Raw genomic sequence first — 23,423 nt, 5'->3', positions numbered from 1 at the left:
TATGTTGACCCGTCGTTTCTTTCTTTCTGCCATGCTGGCCTCTGTTGCGGTGCCGGCACTGGCATCGGCCCCGCTGACATCACCGCGCCCGCACCACCGCCCGTTGCGCGGTGCGCAAAAGGTCAAAGCCGCCAGCCCGCAGGTTTCCATTGCCGATATTGTACAGGGTGCCGGCCTGTCCGGTGAGGTCAGCATCCTTGTGGCGGACAGTCAGGGACGGATTCTGGAATCCTACACATCCGACAAGGAATTGCCCCCCGCAAGTGTAACAAAATCGGTCACAGCACTTTATGCCTTGCAGCATCTGGGGGCGAACCACCGCTTTGCCACCAGCCTGATTGCCACGGGTCCGGTTTCGGGGGGCATTGTGCAAGGGGATCTTATCCTTGCAGGGGGCGGCGATCCCCATCTGGATACGGACGGGCTGGCCAGTCTTGCGGACAAGCTGCGCAAGGCGGGGATCACGGGGGTTTCGGGGCGGTTTCATGTCTACAGCGGTGCCTTGCCCTATCAGCACAGCATCGACCCGCAGCAGCCCGATCACGTGGGCTACAACCCCGCTGTGTCCGGATTGAACCTGAATTTCAATCGCGTCTATTTCGAATGGAAGCAAACTGCGAACGGCTATGCCACCTCGATGGACGCGCGTACCAACAGATTCCGGCCTGCGGTGCGGGGTATTCGCATGGGGATCGTGAACCGGCAGGGGCCGCTGTTCACATATAAGAAATCCACCAAAAACGAGGAATGGACCGTCATGCGCGGCGCGCTTGGCAAGAGCGGCGGGCGCTGGTTGCCCGTGCGTGAGATCGACGCCTATGTGGGCGAAGTCTTTCGGGGTCTGGCGGCGCAAAAAGGCGTGCGCCTGCCTGACGCCACCGCAACCAACCGGCTGCAAAACGGCACGCTTGTGGCACAAGAGGTTAGCGCCAATCTGCATGACCAGATGAAAGGCATGTTGAAGTATTCCACCAATTTGACGGCCGAGGTCACGGGGCTTGCCACTACGCGCAAGCGGGGTGCTGCGGTACGTGATCTGGCCGGTTCTGCGCGGGAGATGACCAATTGGGTCGAGAGGGCTTATGGCGTGCAGGGGGTGAAATTCGTGGATCATTCGGGCCTTGGGGATGATTCACGGGTGAACGCGCAGCAGATGGTTCAGATCCTTGCGCGGTCGGGCTGGAACGGGCCACTGCGTCCGTTGCTTAAGGAAATCAAACTGGTGAACTCCAAAGGCCGTGCCGCCCCGATTGAAGGGGTGAAAGTGCTGGCGAAAACCGGAACGCTGAACTTTGCCAGTGCGCTGGCAGGCTACATCGACACCCCGAACGGGCAGAAACTGACCTTTGCCATCTTTACGGCGGATATGAAGCGGCGGTCCCAGATCAGCCGCGCCAACCGCGAACGACCCGAAGGCGGGCGGGCGTGGCGCAGACGCTCCCAGATCATGCAGCAAAAACTGCTGCGGCACTGGGCGCTGGAATTTGGCGTTGGCTCCTGATCGCCAACGGTTTGGCTATTTGCGCTGGTTCTTCTGCTTTTTCGCCTGACGGATCACCTTGGCCAGCGCCTTGTCAGACGCCCTGCGCTGTTCCAGAGCAGCGGTGTTGAGTTGGTCTTCATCAAACAGTTTGCGCCAGCGTTCCAGACGGGGCGCTTCTATCTCGCCGTTTTCAAGGGCACCACGCACCGCACAGCCCGGTTCGGTTTCATGGGCGCAATCGCGGAACTTGCACTGCTGGGTCAACGCGTGAATGTCCGAAAACAGATCCGCCACCCCTGATGCTGCCTCTGTCAGTTGCAGCTCGCGCATGCCGGGCGTGTCTAGCACGGCGCAGCCGTTGGGCACAAAATGCAACTGGCGTCTGGTGGTGGTGTGCCGCCCCTTGGCGTCATCTTCGCGGATCGCTTGGGTTTCAATCTTCAGCGTGCTCGACAAGGCGTTGGTCAGGGTAGATTTCCCCACACCCGAAGACCCAAGAAAGGCAACCGTCTGTCCGGCCTTGCACCACGGTGCAAGTTTCTCCATCGGTTCCCCGCCTCGGGCATCCAGTGTCACCACGGCCACCAGTTCCGAAATGGCGCTGGCGGTTTTTACAAAGGATGCCGGATCCTCGCAGAGATCGGCTTTGGTCAGCACGATAACCGGCGTCACCCCTGCTTCGAGCGTCAGGGCGATGTAGCGTTCCAGCCGCGCCACGTTGAAATCCTGATTGCAGGAGGTGACGATGAAGGCCGTGTCCAGATTTGCCGCAATCAACTGGGCCGAGCGGTCATGGCCTGCCGCCCGCCGTTTCACGAGGCTTTTGCGGTCCAGCACCGTACTGGCGCTGGGCAGTTCGCTGTCATAGAGCAACCAGTCGCCCACCGTGGCCTCTGGGCCGGGGGGGATCAGCACATCAACGGTTTCGCCGCGCACCCGCAGCCCGTTGCGGTGAACCTCTGTTACCCGCACGGGCGGTGTCCGCTCCATTTCATCCACATCGGTTTGCTGGGCAAAGAAGTTCTGCCAGCCAAGCTGTGCCAGTGTCATTTCGGATTGTGTGTCTTGGGAAGGGTCCCGTGTCATTGGATGTCTTTCATGGTCTGCACCTGTTCAGGAGTGCGGTGCAGGGGAACAGAATAAGATGGATCAGACCGTATCAGGCCGCGCCCCGCGCGTTTCGGTCATTGAGCGGGAGCGGCCGCTGGCTCCCCACCTTAGCAGGACATGAAAACTCCGTTGTTTGGTCCGCAGATTTTAGAAGGCCGCAGCGTCTATGGCAAGCCTGTTGCGCAGGCGGTGGCAAAGCGAAGCCTGTCTGGGAGGAAAGCCAGTTTCGGATTTTCCCAAACTGGCGCAAGTTTCTTGAACGGAACCGGCAATCTGGGCAGAGCTTGCACAAGGGAACTTGAAGGGAGCCGGAGCATGGCGCGTGTCTATCTGAAAAAAGCCGGGAAAACTGCCAAAACGGGCAGCGCCTCTGTGCAGGATACAGTGCAGAAGATTCTGGACGACATCGAACAGGGCGGTGAAGCGGCGGCGCGGTCCTATGCCGAGAAGTTTGACAAATACACCGGCCCGTTGTTGCTGGACGCGGATGCGATTGCGCAAGCGGCTGCCAAGGTGCCGCAAAAGCTGAAGGACGACATCGCCTTTGCCCATGAGAACATCCGCAAGTTTGCCGAGGCGCAAAAGGGCTCCATGAGCGATTTTGAACTGGAGGTGCGTCCGGGGTTGTTTGAAGGTCAAAAGACGATTCCGGTCCGCGCGGCGGGGTGTTATGTGCCGGGGGGGCGCTATTCCCATATTGCCAGCGCGATGATGACCGTCACCACTGCCAAAGTTGCAGGGGTACAGACAATCACCGCCTGTTCGCCGCCGCAGGGGGATGGCGGTATCGCTCCGGCAATCATTTATGCCGCGCATCTGTGCGGAGCGGATCAAATCCTGTCTATGGGCGGCGTGCAGGGCGTGGCTGCGATGACCTTCGGTCTGTTCGGTCTGCCCAAGGCGGATATTATCGTGGGTCCGGGCAACCAGTTTGTTGCCGAGGCCAAGCGCATCCTGTTCGGGCGTGTGGGCATCGACATGATTGCCGGTCCGACCGACAGCCTGATCCTTGCAGACGGCACAGCAGATGCAGAAATTGTGGCGGTGGATTTGGTCAGTCAGGCCGAACACGGGTATAATTCTCCGGTCTGGCTTGTCACTGACGATAACACTCTGGCGCAGACTGTGATGGCCCGTGTGCCGGAACTGATTGCGGACCTGCCCGAACTCAACCGCGAGAATGCCACCGCCGCGTGGCGGGATTATGCCGAAGTGATCGTTTGCGCCGACCGCGAGGAAATGGCGGCGACCTCTGATGATTACGCGCCCGAGCATCTGACCGTGCAGGCGGCTGATCTTGACTGGTGGCTGGAGCGGCTGCAATGTTACGGGTCGTTGTTTCTGGGGGAGGAAACCACCGTGTCCTACGGGGATAAGGCATCTGGCACGAACCATGTGCTACCCACTTCGGGATCGGCACGGTATACTGGCGGGCTGAGCGTTCACAAATACATGAAGGTCGTCACCTGGCAACGGGCCACGCGGGACGGCGCCAAGCCTGTGGCCGAAGCAACAGCACGGATTTCGCGACTGGAAGGCATGGAGGGCCATGCCCGCGCAGCGGATGTACGGCTGCACAAATACTATCCCGAAGAGACCTTCGATCTGACCGGAACCGCCTGACATTGCGCGCCCTTGTCTATACCGGCCCTGAAACGCTGGAGATGCAGGACAGGGCGGATCTGAAGGCCGGCGTGGGCGAGGCCCTGATCCGCGTTGAAGCAGTCGGCATTTGCGGTTCGGACATGCATGCGTATCTGGGCCATGACGACCGCCGACCTGCGCCCCTGATCCTTGGGCATGAGGCGGCGGGTCTGGTGGTCGCTGGGGCAATGAAGGGGCAGCGTGTGACGGTCAATCCGCTGGTCACATGCGGGACATGCGGGTTCTGCCAAGAGGGACGGGAGAACCTCTGCCCGAAGCGTCAGATCATTTCGATGGAACCGCGACAGGGCGCTTTTGCGCAGCAACTGGTGATGCCGGATCGCAACCTTGTGCCCGTTCCAGAAGGTACCTCACTGGACAAGGCCGCGCTGGCAGAACCGCTGGCGGTGTGCTGGCACGGGGTGCGTTTGGGGCGCGAGGCCCTGTTCGGCCCGCTGGAACAAGCCTGCTGTCTGATACAGGGTGGCGGTGCAATCGGGCTTGGCAGTGCCTTGGCATTACAGGCGATGGGGGCGCAAGACATCACCATCGCAGAGCCGAACACCTGTCGTCAGGGGGTGCTGGCGCAGGCGGGGAATTTTACCGTTCTTGATCCGGCTGATGTCTCTGGCGCGTTCGATCTGATTGTGGATTGCGTCGGGATCAGCCACACCCGCCGCGCCGCAAGCACACTGGCAAAAGCGGGCGGGGTGATTGTGCACATCGGGCTGGGCGATGCTAAAGAAGGGCTGGATACCCGCCGTATGACCTTGCAGGAAATCACCTTCATTGGCACCTATACCTACACAGCACAGGATTTCCGCGACACGGCGCAGGGCATTTTTGACGGTCTTTTCGGAGCGCTCGACTGGGTCGAACACCGACCGCTGGACGAAGGTGCCGCCGCTTTTGCGCAGATCAGGACCGGCGATGTGGCGGCGCCGAAAATCATCCTCCACCCGCAGTAGACGGGTATTATCATTGCGCTGGGGGCGCTGGCCCGTTACTCATTCCGGCCTGTCACAGCGAATACAGGACTCCCTTTATGAGCAAGCAAAACTGGATCACATTTTTTGAAGTCGGCGGATCGGTTCTGGCGATGGTTTACGCGCTGTTGATCGCCTCCAACACCGGAAACGAGGTTCTGGGCTTTTCGCTGTTGCTGGTCTCGGCGCTGTTGTTTGCGGCTTGGGGTTTTATCGACCGGCGCTGGGCGTTCTTTGCCTTGCAGTTCTTTTATGCGGCCTCTGCCATTATCGGGTTGATCCGCTGGGCCTGAGCTGGCCGCTTCATTCAAAGAGACTGTCTCGCAGTTTATCCGCCCCGTCCTGAATAATCGACTTCTGATCAATTGCCTGCGCCACGGTCAGTCGCTGGGACGGACCGTGAAATGCAAGTGAGGCGATATAGCGCCCGGCCGGGTCTGTAACCGGCACGGCCAGCGCGACCATCCCCTCCATAAATTCGCCGTTGTCGATAGCAAAGCCCTGTTTGCGGATCTGTGCCAGTTCTTCGAGCAGCGCCGCAGGGGTCGTCAGCGTGGCATCCGTCAGGGGTTTCAGGTCTAGCGCGGCGACAAAGGCACGCCGCGGGGCCGGTGGCATCGAGGCCATATAGACCTTGCCGCTGGCGGTGCAGTGGAACGGCACGTGGGATCCGACCGGAAGCTGGATGCGCAGGGGCCAGTCGGTGTCCACGCGGTCCAGATAATGCATGCCGCTTTCCTGTGGCACCACATAATTCACGGCCTCGTTCACGCGATAAGCAATCTGTTCGAGAATCTGGTGGCGACTGTGAAAGTCCCGCCCTGACTGCATCAACCCGGCCCCGAGGACCAACAGCCGCCGCGCCGGTTTCATCCGTTTGCCATCGGTGCAGCGGGTCAGGAATCCTTCCTGCTCCAAGGTGGTACACAGCCGATGCACCGTCTGTTTGGGCAGGCCCAGCCGGTCGTTGATTTGGGTCGGGGTCAGCGGTTCATCCGCACGCCCAAGTATTTCAAGGATCATCAGGGTGCGCAGATTGGTCGGTATGCGGTGCTCGGCAGCCATTCTTTTTCCTTTGCAATGATCTCTTAACTCTGTTTAGCTCTTTTTTGACTTTTAACAAGACTATTAGTCTCATTTTTTGATGAACGGAGCAGTTTTGAACTACGACTATCTTGTCATCGGGGCCGGTTCCGCAGGATGCGCCGTTGCAGCACGTCTGTCAGAGGACGGGCGGTTTTCGGTCGGTTTGATCGAGGCCGGTGGCAGGGACAGCAATCCGTGGATCCACGTTCCGGTGGGGTATTTCAAAACCATGGGCAATCCCGAGACAGACTGGATGTACCAAACCGCCCCTGATCCGGGGTTGAACGGGCGGGACATCCCTTGGCCGCGGGGCAGGGTGCTTGGCGGGTCGTCTTCGATCAACGGGTTGCTTTATGTGCGGGGTCAGGCCGAGGATTTTGACGGCTGGCGTCAGCTTGGGAATGAGGGCTGGGGCTGGGACGATGTGTTGCCCTATTTCAAAAAAGCCGAAAGCTGGAAGGGAGAGCCGAAGTCGCCAGATCGCGGAACCGACGGTCCCCTGTCCGTTTCGCCTACACGTCTGACGCGGGATGTGGTGGACTACTGGATGGATGCGGCAGAGGCTGCGGGCTACAAGCGCAATCCCGATTACAACAGCGGCGATCAGGAAGGTGTCGGCTATTTCCAGTTAACGCTGGACGGCGGGCGGCGTTGTTCATCGGCGCGAGCCTATTTAAAGTCGGCAAAAGGGCGCAAGAACCTGCATATCCTGACCCACGCCCAGACCGAGCGGGTGGTCATAGAGCAGGGACGGGCCACGGGGGTGGTCATCAACCGCAACGGCCAGAGCGAAACCCTGACAGCGCGGCGCGAGGTGATCCTTTGCGCAGGAGCCATCGGCTCGCCGCAGATACTGATGCTGTCAGGGGTCGGCAACGGCGCGGATCTGGCGGAACAGGGAATTGAAACCCTTTGCCATCTGCCCGGTGTGGGGCAGAATCTGCAAGACCACTTGCAGGCGCGACCTGTGTTCAAAACCTCGCTCGGGACCATCAACACAGAGATTAACAACCTGTTCAAACAGGGACTTATCGGGTTGCAGTATCTGCTGACGCAATCCGGCCCGATGACTATGGCGGCCAGCTTGGGGACAGGGTTTCTAAAAACCGATCCCCGTATGGCAACACCGGACATCCAGTTCCACATCCAGCCGTGGAGCGCGGATAAACCGGCGGACGGACCCCATAAATTTTCCGGCTTCACGGCCTCGGTCCTACAGATGCGCCCCGAAAGCGCGGGGCATCTGAAACTGGCCAGCAAGGATTTCCGCGACCATCCTGAAATCCATCCGAACTATCTGGCGACAGAGACGGACCAGCGCACTCTGGTCGCGGGGATCGAGATTGCCCGCAAAATCGCGCGGACCCGTCCGCTGGCGGATTATATTTCAGAGGAACACGCGCCGGGGGCGGGGGTCGCCTTGGGCGATTACGCGGCGACGCTCGATTGGGCGCGGAACACCTCGGTGACGATCTATCACCCGACCGGCACCTGCAAAATGGGCCGTGACAGTCAGGCGGTGGTCGATCCGCAACTGCGGGTGCACGGGGTGGACGGATTGCGGGTGGCCGATGCGTCGATCATGCCGATTATCACCAGCGGTAATACAAATGCGCCCTGCATCATGATCGGAGAGAAACTGGCCGCAATGGTTCTGAAGGATGCAGGCACATGATGGATATGGTTCTCGATTTTGGCAAGATTATCATCGCGGATCTGATCCTGTCCGGTGATAACGCGCTGATTATCGGTATGGCGGCGGCGGGACTGGCGCCGGAATTGCGCAAGAAGGCAATTCTGTACGGAATGGTCATCGCGGCGGTGCTGCGGATTGTTTTTGCGGTGGTGGCGACCAAGCTTCTGGGCATTCCGGGGATTTTGTTTGTCGGCTCGCTGCTGCTGGTCTGGGTGTGTTGGCGGCTTTATCAGGAAATCCGCGAGAATGTGGACGAGCAGGCAGAACATGCCCTTATGGATGCCGAGGACCCGACCAAGGGCTACACCGGCGCCCCCACCCGCACGTTGTTTTCCGCGCTGGTGTCGATCACCATTGCCGATGTGTCTATGTCGCTCGACAATGTTCTGGCGGTGGCAGCGATTGCGGACGGCGACACCAATATGCTGATCTTCGGTCTGGCGCTGGCGATTGTTCTGATGGCCTTTGCCGCAACCATGATCATGCACCTGCTGACAGCCTATCCGTGGATTTCATGGCTGGGTCTGATCGTGCTGGTCTATGTGGCCGCCGAAATGATGTATCGCGGTTTTTTTGATGCCAGCAGCGGCGTGGGGCCGATGCTCGGACTGATTGAAGGGTATAATTTAAGCAAGGGGCATTAGCCCCCTCTGCCACAGATAATTCAGCGGATTGGGGAGGATCGAGCGATCATATCCGTTTGAATAAGCCGGACCAAATGCCTTCGTGGTTTGGCAATATTCTAAGAAGGCTACATTTTGGGAGGACGTAATGTTCAATATCAAAACGATTACCAAGGGGGCCGCAGCATCCGTTGTCGGCGCGTCCTTGTTTGTATCTAGCGCTTTTGCGGAAACGGTGATCCGGGTGCAGACTGTGATCTCGGCCAAGGCGGACGAAGTTGTCATGCTCAAGGACTTCGGGGATGATGTCAGCGCACTGACCAACGGCGAGGTGCGTTTTGAAATCCTGCCCGCCGGTTCCGTTGTCGGCGTTGCCGAAACGCTGGATGCGGTGGACGCAGGACTGATCGACGGCGGGTTTGCATGGACCCATTACTGGTCCGGCAAACATCCCGCAGCCATGCTGTTCGGCTCTCCGGTGGCAGGCGCAGGTGTTGGCATCGACAACATCGCCTTTGTGTCTTGGTTCCAATACGGCGGCGGCAAGGAACTTTATGACCAGCTCTGGGACGAGATGGGCATGAACGTGAAAGGCTTTATGCTGCAACCTGTCGGCCCCGAGGCGCTCGGCTGGTTCAAAGAGCCGATCACATCTATGGATGATTTCCGCAAATACCGTTTCCGCACGCCTCCGGGTATTCCGGGCCAGACCTACAAGGACATCGGCGTTGCCTCTGTTGCGATGGGGGGCGGGGATATTCTGCCCGCACTGGAAAAAGGCACGATTGATGCCGCCGAATGGTGCTGCCCCAAGCCTGACTCGGTGTTTGGCTTTCAGAAAGTCCTGAAGCACTACTACCTGCAAGGGTTGCATCAGGTCGTTGTGAATGCGGATTTGTATCTCAACAAGGATGTGTACGACAGCCTGACACCGCTGCAACAAAAAGCCATCGAAGTGGCCGCAAACGCGTCCCTGTCCAAATCCATGTCCTACCGGATTTACGAAAACGGCAAGGCGCTGAAGGATCTGACGGAAAACCACGGCGTGATCCTGCATGACACCCCGGCAGATTACTTTCCGGCCTATATGAACGCGGCCAAAGCCTCGCTTGAAAAGAACGCGGCAGAGAACGAGTTCTTCGCCAAGGTCTGGCAGTCCCAGAAGGATTTCGCCGCAGTGGCCGTGCCCTATTGGGCCGGATCGCAAGCCTCTAACGCGGCGCTCGGCAAGGCGTTTGCTGACACTGTGAAGTAAACCACTCGGGGCGCGGCCTGTGTCGCGCCCCTTTCCGTATATTTGCAAGCACCTCTTCGGAAGGGTGTTTCCACATAAACACGGGGAGATTTTTGCATGGCCGAAGAAGTGGAACCAGGCAAGCTGGAGATCACGGACGAGCTGATTGCCGAGCGGAATGACTTTATTCCGGGGCAAACGCCAGAGGATATGACCCCCTGGATGCGTCCGGTTGTGGCCGGCATCGACGTGCTGAACCTTTGGGTGGGGCGGCTGGCCTGTCTGCTGGTGCTGCCGATTATCGCGGTGATGGTGATCGAAGTTGTCAGCCGCAAGCTGTTTCTTGCTCCGACCGATTATTCTTTTGAATACAGCCGGATGCTGGCGGGGGCCATGTTCATGCTCGGCGCCGGTTACGCCCTGATGCGCGGCGTGCACATCCGCGCCGATTTCATCTACCGCAACTGGAGCAAGGAAACCCAGATGACGGTGGACGGGCTGTTGTATCTGGCCTTCTATTTTCCGGCGATGGTGTTTTTCCTGTGGGTGTCTTTTGAATACACCTCAAAGGCATGGGTGACGTGGGAACGCAGCATGGATACCGCGATGATGGCGCCCCTTGCGCCGGCGCGCACCGCCATGCCGCTTTGCGCCTTTTTGTTGCTGTTGCAGGGCATTTCCGAGCTGCTGAAAACCCTTTACGAGATGAGCGCAGAGCGCCGCCGCCTGTTCCTGATTGCGCTGCCCTTCTACATGTTCGGGCTGGCAATTGTCTTCCTTGCGACGGTCTATCCGGACATGATCCCCTTGGGGGACTGGTTGCGCGGCATTGCGGGGGGCTTGGGTGTTGGCGGGCTGTCGCAGGAAGGCATTGGTCTGGTGATGATTGCCGTGATGCTGTTCTCGATTTTTATCGGTTTTCCGATTTCCTTCACCCTGATCTTCCTTGCTTTTGTGTTCGGGGCTTGGGGGTTCAAGGCGAAGATGGCGTTCTATCTGCAAACCTTCCAGTTCAATTCCACCATGCTGGACGAGCAACTGGTAGCGGTGCCACTGTTCGTGTTCATGGGCATTTTGATGGAAAAGGCTGGCCTGATGGAGCGACTGTTCACGGCGATCCAGTTGATGTTCTCGCGCACGCGGGGGGCCTTGTTTGTGGCGGTTCTGTTCGTGTCAATGATCTTTGCTGCCGCGACTGGCATCGTGGGTGCATCGGTGACGATCCTTGGCATCATGGCGGCGCGCACGATGAATAAATCGGGCTATGACGTGCGCCTTGCAGCAGGGACGATCACGGCAGGCGGAACGCTGGGTATCCTGATCCCGCCTTCGATCATGCTGGTGGTGATGGGGCCAGTGCTGGAGGTTCCGGTGACTGAACTGTTTCAGGCGGCGATCATTCCGGGGATCATGCTGGCGGTGCTTTACATGCTTTATGCGCTGGTGCGCTGCTGGATCAATCCCGACCTTGGCCCGATCCTGCCGGTAGAGGACCAGCCCGAAACCTCACCCTATTACGCGCTAGAGTTTACGTCGGTCTTTGCCTCTCTGGTGGTGATGATCTGGCTGATCACGCTGGGTATTCAAGGCAGTTTCGCGGGGCTGTTCCCCTTTGCCGGTCTGGTTGTTCCTCTGGCGTGGGTTGCGCTGATGTGGGCGGTTTACACCTGGGCCCGCAAGGTCCGGCCCGGCGGGTTCTATTATTCTGATCTCTGGTACGAATTCTTTATGGGGCTGGTGCCGCCCACCACGCTGATTGCCTTTGCGCTTGGCTCTATCCTTGCGGGCTGGGCCACACCGGCCGAGGCTGCGGCCTGTGGCGCCTTTGGTGCGCTGCTGCTGTCACTGGCCTATAACAAACTGACCTGGGCGAGCTTTTACGATGCGATGATCAAGACGCTGGAAATCACCGTGCTGATTATGTTCCTTGTGGCGGCCTCCAACTTTTTTGGCGCCGTGTTCAGCCGGCTTGGAACGCCGACCATGCTGACCGAACTGCTGCTGGCTTGGGAACTGGCGCCGACAATGATCCTGATTATCATCATGGCGCTGATCTTCCTTCTGGGCTGGCCGCTGGAGTGGGTGCCGATCGTCCTGATCATCGTGCCAATCCTTGTTCCGACACTGGAGGCGCTGGAAATCAATCTGACATGGTTTGCCATTCTGGTTGCGGTGAACCTGCAAACCGCGTGGCTGTCACCGCCGGTGGCGCTGTCGGCCTATTTTCTCAAAGGCGTAGTGCCGGAGTGGGATTTGAAGGACATTTACCTCGGGATGATGCAGTTCATGCTGATCCAGCTTTTGGGGCTGGTGCTGATCTTCTCCTTCCCGCAAATCGCGCTCTGGCTGCCGGCTTATTTCGCCGGACAGTAGAGGCCGCGGCACAGGCGAATCCGCTTGCACATGGTCGGCCGATCCGGTTTGAAATGGCCGACCATAATAAGGAGCCGCGCAATGTTTGCCAAAGAAGGTTTGATCGAGGAAATCCGCGGGCGGTTTGCCCATGTGGACCGTTGCCCGTTTCAGGGGCCACGGGTGTTTTTTGAAAACGCGGGCGGGGCGCTGACGCTGAAATCGGCTGTAGAGACCAGCACGTTCTATGCTTCTATCCCTGACAATCAGGGACGCGATAACGTGGCCAGCGCCGAATTGATGCGCGTCATCGCCAAGGCGAAAGACGACATGCGCGTGTTCTTTGCCGCACCAAGCGGTCAGTTCTTTGTGGGCGAAAGCGGCACCGAACTGCTGTTCCGCATGATCCGCACGGCCGTGATCGAAAGCGGCGCGGGCAAGGTTCTGGGCAGCACGCTTGAACATCCCGCCAGCCGCTCTGCCGCGCTGCGCTGGGCGGGGATTGCGGGCAAGGATTACATTTCTGTGCCCCATAACAATGAAACCGGTTCTGTCAGTGCAGAGGATTACGCCCCTCATGTGACGTCTGATACGGTTGTGGCCACCATCCTGCACACCTCTCCGGTGACGGGGATGGCCGTGGATGTTGAGGGCATCGTCAAAGCGATCCGCGCGACGGCACCCGATTGTCTGATCATTGTGGACGGCATCCAGCACGCGGCCCACGGGCGGCTTGATATTGCGGCTTATGACGTGGACGGCTATGCGGTGTCCCCCTACAAGGTGTTCTCCCGTCACGGCTATGGCGTGGCCTGGGTGTCGGATCGTCTGGGGTCGATGAACCACGATATGCTGATCAACGGTCCGGCGGACAACTGGGAATTTGGCACGCGGGACACGGGCGCCTATGCGACGTTTTCCGATGTGGTGGATTATTTCGACTGGCTTGGCGGACAGATCAGCGACAGCACCGACAGGCGCGAACGGATCGAGGCAGCAGGCGCTGCGATCCATGCCCATGAAAAAGACCTTACCGATGCCATGCTACACGGAATTGGCAACCTGAAGGGCGTGGCGGAACTGAACGGTGTGTCAGTGATCGGCGGCGTGGATAATCCCCTGCGCGAAGGTCTGGTGTCCCTGACCGTTGAAGGCATGACAGGGGCCGATGTGGTGACAGCGCTGAACGCCCAGAACATCCGCACCCATCTGCGCAAGGCGGATCATTATTCGGGCAATGTGCTGGAGCCGCTTGGTCTGGACAGTTGTGTGCGGGTCTCCATGTGCCACTATAACACCGAACAGGAAGTCTCGCAGTTTCTGGCAGCACTGCAAACCGTGGTAGAGAACCGTTCCACCTAGACGAACAGTGAAATTCGCTACGCGAAGGTGACACAGGGGCTGCCCCGTTCTACATAAAGCCCATAGAACGGAGGCACCCCATGACCCATGTATCAGTCCAAGTCCAAGGCATTCACCACATCACCCTGAACGGAACAGACCGCCAGACCTCGGTCGATTTCTGGGAAGGCGTGCTGGGCATGCCGCTGATTTTCGAGCAACCCAATCTGGATGCGCCTGAAATCAACCATCTGTATTTTGACACCGGCGACGGGCGCACCCTGACCGTCTTTACCGAAGAGGGCCGCCAACCGCCGAGCCAGCCGCTTGCACAGCAGCCCGGCTCAGTGCATCACATCGCGTTCTGGGTCGCCCAAGCCACAATACGGCTGGCGGATGAACGTCTCAAAGCGCGCGGCTATGGTTCCAGCGGCGTGAAGGATCGCGGCTTTATGGACAGTCTTTATTTTCGCGATCCGATGGGCCTGCTGGTGGAACTGGCCAGCTACAAGTTCGATCCGCCCCAAGGCAAAACACACGGGGATGTGCTGAATCTCGCCCATAAAATCCGGCTGGAGCGGGACGGTCTGGCGATTGAAACCGCCGATGTCGCAGACGCACTGGCGCGGTTGTCAGAGCGGTAACAGGGGCGGTATGGGCGTTTCCCGGCCGGTTTTGGCGAGGATAACCCTCTAATTCTCCCGTAAGAATGAACCATTCTCCTTTGCAAGCGTTGGGCCTGCAAAGGAGAACTACCATGGCCGACAAAACCACCGACAGCACACAACCCGAGTCCGAAGCCGAAACCGAAGGTCTGACAGTTGTGACCCCCGGCGAAGAGCGCAACATCCGCAAGGAAGCCGTAGACCGTGACGACACGCCAGTCGCAGACCTCGCCCGCGAACTGCCCCCCGAAATGAAAGAGGCCGTGCGCAGCGAAGGCACATGGGACGGCGACGCAGGCCGTCACGACGGCGATGACGCGCAGGAAACCTCCGGCGCACTCAGCGGCATCAGGTCTGATAAAGATCGGGAGGATTGAGGAGGGAGTGCCGCCCCGTGGGTGACTGCGGGGTGGCCGAGTGAGGCGCGTCAGTTTGACGGTGGCTCCGGAAAGATTTTATATACAGTTTGTTAACATTTTGAACTTATAAGTCTTGGAACACGCACGAATGGAGAGTGCAGAGAGTTTACGCTATGGTGTGATAAGACTTGTCACACAACCAGTGAATGGCTATGTAAATGGACGCGCCGAGATGGTGCAAAATTGTGATTGGAGTGATGAAGTGACCATCCGTAACCCTGAAATTCTGTGCCAAGTCTGCGGGCAGTTTCACGGCTCGGACGACCATGTGTCGGGGCCGCGTGAATCCTACTCATCGCTGAATGCTGCTAACGACAATGTTCAGGTGCAGAAAGAATCCAAGTTCCGCAAGCGCCTTACCGCACAGGAAGCAATGGCTCTGACCAAGAAACGTTACAAGGAAACACTTGAATATCTGGCTTAAATGCCAGGATTCAAGTTTCAACACGATTTTAAGTCTATAGTCTTCCTTGAGTTGGAAGACGTGGACTTTTTCCATTCCGTGATATTAGAAGCTGGCGAGCCGGATGGCTATAATCGACTGGACGACCTCCTTGGCGCTGTTGGCCGGCCCAAAACCAACGCCTGTTATGAAGATGGAACAGATCTCGTGAGGGTGGCTGCTTATTACTGGCACGGCATTTCCACATCGCATGGCTATCGCCAAGGAAATAAGAGAACTGCGTTCGTTAGCGCAGTCAACTTTTTGCTGATGAATGGAGTTCAATTTGAAGTGCCGGATAAGGAGCTCGGTCCTTGGATCGAACGCCTGTTTATTGAAAACACCGTTTCTGTAGAAATTTTGGAAAATACGCTCCGCCGCCACGCAATGTGGCTTTAACTAATTGATAAATATATTACCTTCTGCCTAGAGCATGACGCGAGCCGTTATTTTATCCAGCGCGGGCACCTGCGGGTCGCGCCAAACTAATCTCGAAACTTTGGTACTTTGTTGTAACCTCTATCGGGATGGTTCGCCTGCTGTTTAACAATCAGTTCCATCTCGCGTTGACCAACCTCCACCTTATCATCGCTCTCGAACAGGATTTCTCTGCGAATAGTGAAGTCCATCAGTTCATCTTTAGTGAAATCAGCTTCAACTGCCAAATGGTTCCAACTTCCGAAATAGCGAATTGTATGGCCATCGTAGCCAACATCTTTGCCTATGTAGATCTTCCCGTTTGGAAAGGTGATCTTATAAACAACAAACTTAAATTTTTTCATTCATTAAAGCCCTGTTTTCTTAGTCATCTGAGAATAAGTCCGAGTTTGAAATTAGAGAGAAACAAGAAAAGCTGCTAAACGATAATATAAATCATCGCCCAATGGGCGTGAAGTGAATAAACGTTTTCTGGTTTCACCGATGTTGGGCAATTTCTCCCCCCCATTCCCCCGCTTTTCATTCCGCACCTTTCCGCGTAGCGTCCCGTTCGAAAGGAGCCTTTGATGGAACGCATGGAAAGAACATTGGACATTTTGGAGCGGCTGATTGCTTTTCCGAGTATTTCAAGCGAAAGCAACCGTGATCTGATTGACTGGATTGCCGCCTATCTCGAACCATTCGGTGCCCGTTGCCAGATCACTTCAGACACGGACGGCAAGGCGAATCTTTTTGCGACTATCGGGCCGGATGTGGATGGCGGGTTGATCCTGTCGGGGCATACGGATGTGGTTCCGGTGGAAGGGCAGGACTGGACTGCGGACCCGTTTACCTTGCGCGAACAGGACGGGTTGCTTTACGGGCGGGGCACCTGTGACATGAAGGGATTTATTGCGGCAGCTCTGGCGCTGGCGCCGGAATTTGCCGCCGCCGATCTGGCACGGCCGGTGCATTATGCCTTTACCTATGACGAGGAAATCGGCTGTCTCGGCGCGCGGGTTCTGGTGGATGAAATGGTGAAGGCGGGGCTGAAACCTTCGGCTGCAATCATCGGAGAGCCGACGTCGATGCGGATCATCGAAGGGCATAAGGGCTGTTGCGAATACACCACCGAATTTACCGGCGTTGAGGGCCATTCAAGCCTGCCTGATCTGGGGGTGAACGCGCTGGAATATGCCACGCGTTTTGTCACGAAGCTGATGGAAATCCGGCAGGAATTGCCCTCGCGCGCGCCCGAAGGCTCCCGCTTTGATCCGCCCCATACCACCCTGCAGATTTGCGAGCTGCATTCCGGCGTGGCCCACAACGTGATCCCGAACAAAGCTGCGGTGGGCTGGGAAATGCGCCCCGTCCAGCAAAGCGACCGCGATTTTGTGCGCGAGCGGATTGAGCAGTACACCCGCGATGTGCTGCTGCCCGAAATGAAAGCGAAAAACCCTGTGGCCAACATCGAAGAAATCTTCGCGAGCGAGGTCGCAGGACTGGAACCGGACCCCGACAGCGAGGCGGTGGCCATCGTGCGTGCGCTTACAGGGGGGAACGAAACCGAGGTCGTGTCATTCGGCACCGAGGCTGGTTTGTTCCAGCAGGGCGGCGTCAGTGCCGTGATCTGCGGACCGGGGTCGATCGAACAGGCCCATAAACCGGATGAATACGTCAGCCGCGACCAGCTTGCCGCCTGTCTGGAGATGCTGGGGCGGGTTGCAGGGCAGCTGCGTTAGGGACGGCTATTCCCCGATCACGATACCTTCGCGGCGGGGGTCGGCCCCGCCTGTCAGCGTGTCTGCAATGCTAATCCCGTGCAGGCCGGAGCTGATCGCGCCGCGCTTCACCTCAAACCCCATGTCTTGCAGCGGTCCGCTTAGCGCCTCGGTTTCGGGTCGGTCCTCAATTTCATAGGTGCCGAAACGGTTTACAAGGCGCGGCATGGAAATCGCGCTTTGAATGTCCATGCCCCAGTCCAGCACCGCTATAATGGTTTGCGCGGTGAAGCCGATGATCCGGCTGCCTCCGGGGGAGCCGATGACCAGCACGGGTGCGCCGTCTTTCAGAACGATGGTGGGCGACATGGAAGACCGTGGACGTTTGCCCGGTGCCACACGGTTTGCAATCGGGATGCCGTCCCTGTGACTGGCGAAAGAAAAATCCGTCAACTCGTTGTTGAGGATAAAACCGCCTGCCATCAACCGCGATCCAAAGCGGTTTTCAACGGTCGTCGTCATCGACAGCGCGTTGCCATAGCTGTCAACGATGGAAAAATGGCTGGTGGAGGGCAGTTCGATAGACTGGTCCGCTGCGCGGTTCCAACCGTGATCAAACGCAGGTGTGCCTGCTGTAACGTCATCGAGCGCGGTGTCGCGGTCCAGCAGTTGTGCGCGGGCGCGGGTGTAAGCGGGATCAAGCAGGCCCTTGACCGGAACCGGCACAAAATCGCTGTCGGCCATGTATCGATCACGGTCCGCAAAGGCGAGACGGGAGGCATCCCCGATCAGCCGCCAGCTTTCCGGTGATTGCGGGCCAAGTGCGGGCAGGTCGTAGGGTTCCAGCAGTTGCAGGATTTGCCCGACCGTCAGGCCGCCGGAGGAGGGCGGACCCATGCCGCAGACTTCATACGCGCGGTAAGCGGCGCAGACGGGGGCGCGTTCCTTTACGCGGTAGATCGCCAGATCCACCAGAGACAGCACGCCCGGATTGCCTGTTGCCCCTTGCACTGTCGCGACGATTTCCTGTGCCAGCGGACCTGTGTAAAACACATCCGCCCCGCGGTCGGCCATGGCCTCTAGCGTGGCGGCATAGGCGGGGTTTTTCAGCCTGTCGCCGCTGCGCAGCGGCGTGCCATTCGGCAGGAAATAGTCGCGGGTTGTCTGCCACCTGCCCAGACGTTCGGGATCGGCCGCGACAGAATCTGCCAATCGGGGAGAGACCGTGAACCCCTCTCTGGCAAGATCGCGCGCAGGGGCCAGCAGTTCGGCCCACGGGCGGTTGCCCCAGCGCTTGTGGGCGGCTTCCATCAGGGCAGGGGTGGCAGGAACCCCGACAGAACGTCCGCCAACCACCGCATCAAAGAACTTTAGCGGTGCGCCGCTATCGTCCTGAAACAGGGTCGGGGTGGCGGCAAGGGGCGCGGCCTCGCGCCCGTCGAGCGTGGTGACTTTGCCGCTGGCCGCGTCATACCAGACCAGAAAGGCACCGCCCCCCAGTCCCGAAGATTGCGGTTCCACCAGTCCCAGCACCGCCTGAACCGTCACCATCGCATCGGCCGCTGTGCCGCCTGCCCGCAGCACGGCGGCGCCGGCTTCGGCGGCATGGGGATTGGCCGCGCTGATCATCCAGTTTTCTGCCGAAACCGCTTGCCCCGCGTTGCGCTGGTCCAGCGCGTTTTGGGCAGTGTCGGACCAGTCCTGCGCCAGCAACGGAGCAGCGCAGAGCAGGAAAGCGGCGGTCAGTCTGGGGAATAGGGTCATGGCAAGGCTCCGTCTGTCTCTTCTACGATACAAAGCCCCCGCATCCACGCAACCCCCATAAAAAAGCAGCGCCGGAGGGTCCGGCGCTGCCTGTTGATTTCGACGTGCGTGAAGGTGCTATTCCGCCGGATTGATCCGCAGCTTGATCGCCTTACGCTCTGAGCGCAGGCCCATGAAGATACAGACACACAGCAACAATAGCACGGCTGCAAAGGGCAGGCCGGTGGAGATCACCATGGACTGCAAGGAGGACAGACCGCCCACCGAGAGCAACAAGACGATGGCAACCGCGCCTTCAAAGATACACCAGAACACACGCTGTGGCATTGGCGCGTCCACTTTGCCGCCAGCCGTGATCGTGTCGATCACAAGCGAGCCGGAGTCAGAGGAGGTGACAAAGAAGACGATAACCAGCAAGATGCCCACAAAGGACGTGATTGACGCCAGTGGCAATGCGTCCAGCATGCCGAACAGCTTCAGTTCCAGCGGCGCATTCACTACGGCCTCATAGCCGTCCTGAACGTATTGCTGGATCGCTGTGCCGCCAAAGACGCTCATCCAGAGGACGCAGACCAGTGACGGGATCAGCAGCACGCAGATCATGAACTCACGCACGGTGCGGCCACGGGAAACGCGGGCGATAAACATGCCAACGAAAGGCGACCAGCTGATCCACCAAGCCCAGTAAAAGGCGGTCCAGCCCTGTACAAAGTTGGTGTCTTCGCGGCCAAACGGCATTGCCAGTCTTGGCAGATACTCGAAATAGGCACCAAGGGCGCTGAAGAATCCTTTGAGGATGTCCAGTGTCGGGCCAAAGACCAGCACGAAGAGAACCAGCAGAACCGCCAGCACCATGTTGATCTCGGACAGGACTTTAACGCCGCCGTTCAGCCCGCGGATCACCGACACAAGCGCCACCGCCGTAATCGCAACGATCAACAGGATCAGCAAACCGCCGGAGTTCTCCACGCCGCTGTCATCTGTGTTGCCAAAAGGCATACCCAGCAGGCTGCGTGTGCCTTCTTCTGCAACGCCGCTGCCAAACAGCAGGGTCAGACCGTTTGCAGCCTGTGTCGCGCCAAGCCCCAGCGAAGTTGCAAGACCGAACAATGTGGCAAACACCGCAAGGATGTCGATAACATGGCCGGTCCAGCCCCATACCCGTTCCCCGAAGATCGGATAAAACGCAGAGCGGATCGAAAGGGGCAGGCCCTTGTTGTAGGAAAACAGCGCCAGCGCCAGTGCAACCACCGCATACATGGCCCAAGGGTGCAGACCCCAGTGATAAATCGTGGCCGCCATGCCAAGACGGATGGACTCGGCCTGATCGCCTTCAGCGCCGTTCAGCGGTGCCCAGTCGGTGCGAAGCCCGTTTTCTACCGAAGTTCCGCCAAAGGAGGTGGAAAAATGGCTCATCGGTTCGGACACCCCGTAAAACATCAGGCCGATGCCCATACCGGCGGCAAAGAGCATGGCAAACCAGCCAAGGTAGCCGTAATCCGGTGTCGCATCCGCCCCGCCCAGCCGGACCGAACCGACGGGCAGCACAATCAGGGCCAGACAGAACAGGACAAAGATGTTCCCCGCTGAGAGAAAGAACCAGTCAAAGTTCTTGGTCACAACGTTAAACAAGGTCTTGAACATGACTCCGGCCTGTTCGGGCAGGGCCAGTGTGAAGATGACAAAGGCAATCACAGTGAGGCCGGAGATGGCAAAGACCGGGTTATGGATGTCAAAGCCGATCCGTCCGATGCTGCCGTCTACGTTGTTTTCACCAATTTCATGGTCGGTATCTATGGGGAGGTGGTACCCGTCCGGTTCCGGTATCCCCTGATCATTATTTACGTCCGTCATCGGAGTCTCCTTGGTAAATACTATCGTATCAAAAGCGAAAATCCGCCGGGGTTCTGACAGGGAACCGCACGGAAAACGCTGGAATACGACTAAACATGAGCCACTAGTGACTATCAAAGTGGCACAAGAGGCACAACCGCTGGTCCGGAATGCCCCTTTGGGCAGTATCGCGCACTGTGGCCGATTTGTACTATTGCATTCGGGATAGCCTGCATATGCGGACTTGTACAGCGGCGTGGTAAAGCTATGTTCTGGCGTGGGTCTTCGCCGCCTTGGCCGGATCGCAGTTACAAAGGCACAGAATGAGCGTCTATCTCCACGGATTATCCACCGCTTTGCCGGAATATTGTCTGGACCAAACAGAGGTAGAGCAACGGGCGGGGCTGATCTTTGGCGGCAAGTACCCACAGTTTCACCGTCTCTCGCGCAGTTTCCGCAGTGCAGGGATTAACACCCGCCATAGTGTCGTGCCGCTTGACTGGTTTTCCGAAAACCACGGTTGGGCCGAACGGAACGCCGCCTTTATGACCGGGGCAACCGCGTTGTTTTGCGATGCGGCACGTGCTGCGTTGAATGCTTCGGGCTGGAGTGCGCAAAGCGTGGATTGTGTGGTGACTGTGTGCTCCACCGGCATCGCCACCCCGTCACTCGAGGCGCAGGCCCACAAAAAGATGGGCTTTCGCGATGACATCATGCGGGTGCCGGTTTTTGGTCTTGGCTGTGCTGGCGGGGTCAGTGGATTGTCCCTTGCACAGTCAATTGCAGCGGGGCGTGCGGGCTTTCGGGTCTTGCTGGTGGTGGTGGAGACATGCTCTTTGTCGTTTCGCGCGGATCGTCTGCAAAAGGCCGACATTATCGCCGCTGTCCTGTTCGGGGATGGGGCGGCTGCGGCCTGCCTGTGCGATCAGGCACCGGAAACGGGTCGAAAGGTGCGGCTTGGGCAGGGGTATCAGAAGCTCTGGCCCGATACGTTGCAAATCATGGGGTGGGATATTGATAAAACCGGTTTTGGTGTGGTCTTCGACCGCTCCATCCCTGATTTTGTCAGTGCCGAGTTCGCGCAAGCCACCAGTGCTGCACTGACCGCGACCGGATTGAAGCACAGTCAGATTGACCGCTACATATGCCATCCCGGCGGCGCCAAGGTTGTCGCCGCCATTGAAACGGCCCTGAAGCTGGAGGCAGACAGTCTGGACAAGGAACGGGATGTTCTGCGGGACGCTGGCAATATGTCGGCGCCTACGGTGCTGTTCGTGCTGAAGGCTGTGCTGCAGTCAGGGCGTGCGGGGCAATTCATGACCTGCGCACTTGGTCCGGGGTTCACAGCATCCTACCTGCCGGTTCATGTGGCAGCGGGGGCGGGGGCATGACGCTTGGCGCGGTGCTGTTTCTAGGGTTTATCATCCTCCAAAGGTTAAGCGAACTGGTCATCGCCAAACGCAACACCGCCCGTCTGCTGGCGCGGGGCGCCTATGAGGTCGGTGCGGCGCATTATCCGGTGATGGTTGCCATGCACAGCGCGTGGATCGCCTGTCTGGTGTTTGGCGGATACGATGAAGCGGTCTCTCTTTTCTGGCTGTTTCTCTTTGCGCTGCTGCAAATCTTGCGGGTCTGGATACTTGCCACGCTCGGGCCACGCTGGACCACGCGGGTGATTGTGCTGGAGGAGCCTTTGGTCGTGCGCGGGCCGTTCCGCTATCTCTCACATCCCAATTATACGCTGGTGGTGGCCGAGATTATCGTCGCGCCGATGGTCTTGGGGCTGGTCTGGGTGGCGGTCCTGTTTACCCTGTTAAATGCCGCGATGCTATGGGTGCGGATCGGCGTTGAAAATGCGGCGCTGTCAGGATTGCGCCAGGGGCCGCCCGCCGCCGGACGTTAGGTGACAGGCTCTGACGTCAGGCAAGATAGCCGCGCATGGCTTCGCGGGTGACTTCTGCGGCGATTTGCGCCGGGGATCGCCCGCCGCCTTCGCGAAACCAAATGCCCACCCAGTTCACTGCGCCCAGAATAATCAGGCTGGCCAGTTTCGGGTCCAGATCCGCGCGCAGGGAACCGTCCTTGATCCCTGCATCCAGCATGTCGCGAAACATCATGTCCAGTTTGTCGCGGCTGGTCTGAACACTGCGTTTGTCGCCGGATGTGACCATCGGACGGGTATAACTCCACAGGTATTGCATGTCAGCGCGCAGCATAGTGACGGTATAGGCCCGCAGTCCGGCATCCAGCCGCACCGCTGCGCTGCCATTGCCAGCCAGCGCGGTTTCCACAGCTTCTACCAGCCGGTCCATTCCCAACTCGTAGCACTGCATCAAGAGGTCGTTCTTACTGCTGCAATAATTGTAAAGCGCTGCCTTGGTCACACCAAGTTCAGCCGCGATGGCCTCGAGAGTGACGTTCTCATAGCCTTCCGTGCCGAATTTGACGGTGGCGCACCGCACGATTTCGCGGCGCTTGAGATCGCGGAGCTGTTTGCGGGTCGGGAAACCGGAGAGTTCTGTCATTGCCAGAGTATCGTCAACGCGCGATTGCGGGTCAATAGAGTGAATTGTATTTGGTTGACTTCCCGAAGGGCTGATACCTAAA

General features: G+C 58.5%; 22 protein-coding genes. 16 read left to right on the top strand and 6 right to left on the bottom strand.

What is annotated here, in order from left to right; all coding sequences use genetic code 11:
* The first annotated feature begins 1 nt into the window (after position 1).
* A complete protein-coding gene (gene dacB, locus BFV97_RS13645) occupies positions 2-1,501 on the top strand; it encodes a D-alanyl-D-alanine carboxypeptidase/D-alanyl-D-alanine endopeptidase (RefSeq protein ID WP_069300947.1) in 1,500 nt (499 codons plus the stop codon).
* 15 nt (positions 1,502-1,516) lie between these two features.
* On the opposite strand, the gene rsgA is transcribed toward dacB, so the two are convergent.
* The gene (rsgA, locus tag BFV97_RS13640) at positions 1,517-2,569 is read right to left on the bottom strand and encodes a ribosome small subunit-dependent GTPase A (RefSeq protein ID WP_069300946.1); all 1,053 of its coding nucleotides are present in this window, start codon (positions 2,567-2,569) and stop codon (positions 1,517-1,519) included.
* A gap of 339 nt (positions 2,570-2,908) precedes the next feature.
* Here rsgA and hisD point away from each other — a divergent pair, with 339 nt between their 5' ends.
* The 3 genes from hisD to BFV97_RS13625 all read left to right on the top strand — a co-directional run bounded on the left by hisD (position 2,909) and on the right by BFV97_RS13625 (position 5,516).
* Positions 2,909-4,216 (top strand): histidinol dehydrogenase, encoded by a 1,308-nt coding sequence (hisD, locus tag BFV97_RS13635; RefSeq protein ID WP_069300945.1) that lies wholly within the window; start codon positions 2,909-2,911, stop codon positions 4,214-4,216.
* A 2-nt stretch (positions 4,217-4,218) separates the two neighbouring features.
* A complete protein-coding gene (locus BFV97_RS13630) occupies positions 4,219-5,205 on the top strand; it encodes a zinc-dependent alcohol dehydrogenase (protein ID WP_069300944.1) in 987 nt (328 codons plus the stop codon).
* A 77-nt stretch (positions 5,206-5,282) separates the two neighbouring features.
* The gene (locus BFV97_RS13625) at positions 5,283-5,516 is read left to right on the top strand and encodes a hypothetical protein (protein ID WP_069300943.1); all 234 of its coding nucleotides are present in this window, start codon (positions 5,283-5,285) and stop codon (positions 5,514-5,516) included.
* Positions 5,517-5,526: 10 nt separating this feature from the next.
* Here BFV97_RS13625 and BFV97_RS13620 read toward each other — a convergent pair whose 3' ends face one another.
* Positions 5,527-6,288 carry an IclR family transcriptional regulator gene (locus BFV97_RS13620; protein WP_069300942.1) on the bottom strand — a complete coding sequence of 254 codons (762 nt, stop codon included), beginning with the start codon at positions 6,286-6,288 and terminating at the stop codon, positions 5,527-5,529.
* 79 nt (positions 6,289-6,367) lie between these two features.
* Between BFV97_RS13620 and BFV97_RS13615 the strand changes: the two genes are divergently transcribed.
* From BFV97_RS13615 to BFV97_RS13575, 9 genes are all read left to right on the top strand, one after another.
* A complete protein-coding gene (locus tag BFV97_RS13615) occupies positions 6,368-7,984 on the top strand; it encodes a GMC family oxidoreductase (protein ID WP_425412277.1) in 1,617 nt (538 codons plus the stop codon).
* The gene (locus BFV97_RS13610; protein WP_069300941.1) at positions 7,981-8,649 is read left to right on the top strand and encodes a TerC family protein; all 669 of its coding nucleotides are present in this window, start codon (positions 7,981-7,983) and stop codon (positions 8,647-8,649) included. The genes BFV97_RS13615 and BFV97_RS13610 overlap by 4 nt, the downstream gene beginning before the upstream one ends.
* A 127-nt stretch (positions 8,650-8,776) precedes the next feature.
* Positions 8,777-9,883: a TRAP transporter substrate-binding protein gene (locus tag BFV97_RS13605; protein ID WP_069300940.1), complete on the top strand. Its 1,107-nt coding sequence runs from the start codon at positions 8,777-8,779 to the stop codon at positions 9,881-9,883.
* Between the two features lie 96 nt (positions 9,884-9,979).
* The gene (locus BFV97_RS13600) at positions 9,980-12,235 is read left to right on the top strand and encodes a TRAP transporter large permease subunit (protein ID WP_069300939.1); all 2,256 of its coding nucleotides are present in this window, start codon (positions 9,980-9,982) and stop codon (positions 12,233-12,235) included.
* Positions 12,236-12,316: 81 nt separating this feature from the next.
* Complete coding sequence (locus BFV97_RS13595) at positions 12,317-13,576, top strand: aminotransferase class V-fold PLP-dependent enzyme (protein ID WP_069300938.1); 1,260 nt, start codon at positions 12,317-12,319, stop codon at positions 13,574-13,576.
* 80 nt (positions 13,577-13,656) lie between these two features.
* A complete protein-coding gene (locus BFV97_RS13590; RefSeq protein WP_069300937.1) occupies positions 13,657-14,199 on the top strand; it encodes a VOC family protein in 543 nt (180 codons plus the stop codon).
* Positions 14,200-14,312: 113 nt separating this feature from the next.
* Positions 14,313-14,597 carry a hypothetical protein gene (locus tag BFV97_RS13585; RefSeq protein ID WP_069300936.1) on the top strand — a complete coding sequence of 95 codons (285 nt, stop codon included), beginning with the start codon at positions 14,313-14,315 and terminating at the stop codon, positions 14,595-14,597.
* A 130-nt stretch (positions 14,598-14,727) separates the two neighbouring features.
* Positions 14,728-15,063: a hypothetical protein gene (locus BFV97_RS13580; RefSeq protein WP_157888326.1), complete on the top strand. Its 336-nt coding sequence runs from the start codon at positions 14,728-14,730 to the stop codon at positions 15,061-15,063.
* Positions 15,064-15,480 (top strand): type II toxin-antitoxin system death-on-curing family toxin, encoded by a 417-nt coding sequence (locus BFV97_RS13575; protein ID WP_069300934.1) that lies wholly within the window; start codon positions 15,064-15,066, stop codon positions 15,478-15,480.
* An 86-nt stretch (positions 15,481-15,566) separates the two neighbouring features.
* On the opposite strand, the gene BFV97_RS13570 is transcribed toward BFV97_RS13575, so the two are convergent.
* Positions 15,567-15,863, bottom strand: coding sequence for a GIY-YIG nuclease family protein (locus BFV97_RS13570; protein ID WP_069300933.1), 297 nt, complete (start codon positions 15,861-15,863; stop codon positions 15,567-15,569).
* 222 nt (positions 15,864-16,085) lie between these two features.
* Between BFV97_RS13570 and argE the strand changes: the two genes are divergently transcribed.
* A complete protein-coding gene (gene argE / locus BFV97_RS13565; RefSeq protein ID WP_069300932.1) occupies positions 16,086-17,240 on the top strand; it encodes an acetylornithine deacetylase in 1,155 nt (384 codons plus the stop codon).
* A 6-nt stretch (positions 17,241-17,246) separates the two neighbouring features.
* Here the strand turns inward: argE and ggt are convergent, their stop codons facing one another.
* Positions 17,247-18,983 (bottom strand): gamma-glutamyltransferase, encoded by a 1,737-nt coding sequence (ggt, locus tag BFV97_RS13560; RefSeq protein WP_069300931.1) that lies wholly within the window; start codon positions 18,981-18,983, stop codon positions 17,247-17,249.
* A gap of 117 nt (positions 18,984-19,100) precedes the next feature.
* On the bottom strand, positions 19,101-20,837 hold the full coding sequence (locus BFV97_RS13555) for a BCCT family transporter (RefSeq protein ID WP_069300930.1): 1,737 nt from the start codon (positions 20,835-20,837) through the stop codon (positions 19,101-19,103).
* A gap of 302 nt (positions 20,838-21,139) precedes the next feature.
* On the opposite strand from BFV97_RS13555, the gene BFV97_RS13550 reads away from it, so the two are divergent.
* Positions 21,140-22,207, top strand: coding sequence for a type III polyketide synthase (locus BFV97_RS13550; protein ID WP_069300929.1), 1,068 nt, complete (start codon positions 21,140-21,142; stop codon positions 22,205-22,207).
* The gene (locus BFV97_RS13545) at positions 22,204-22,719 is read left to right on the top strand and encodes an isoprenylcysteine carboxyl methyltransferase family protein (RefSeq protein ID WP_069300928.1); all 516 of its coding nucleotides are present in this window, start codon (positions 22,204-22,206) and stop codon (positions 22,717-22,719) included. Before BFV97_RS13550 ends, BFV97_RS13545 begins: the two co-directional genes overlap by 4 nt.
* Positions 22,720-22,735: 16 nt before the next feature.
* Here the strand turns inward: BFV97_RS13545 and BFV97_RS13540 are convergent, their stop codons facing one another.
* The gene (locus BFV97_RS13540) at positions 22,736-23,341 is read right to left on the bottom strand and encodes a TetR/AcrR family transcriptional regulator (protein ID WP_069300927.1); all 606 of its coding nucleotides are present in this window, start codon (positions 23,339-23,341) and stop codon (positions 22,736-22,738) included.
* Positions 23,342-23,423: the final 82 nt, after the last annotated feature.

The sequence above is a fragment of the Neptunicoccus sediminis genome (assembly GCF_001719615.1).
In the GTDB taxonomy this organism is placed as follows: Bacteria; Pseudomonadota; Alphaproteobacteria; order Rhodobacterales; family Rhodobacteraceae; genus Amylibacter; species Amylibacter sediminis.
This window is presented reverse-complemented; position numbering and strand designations above follow the sequence as displayed.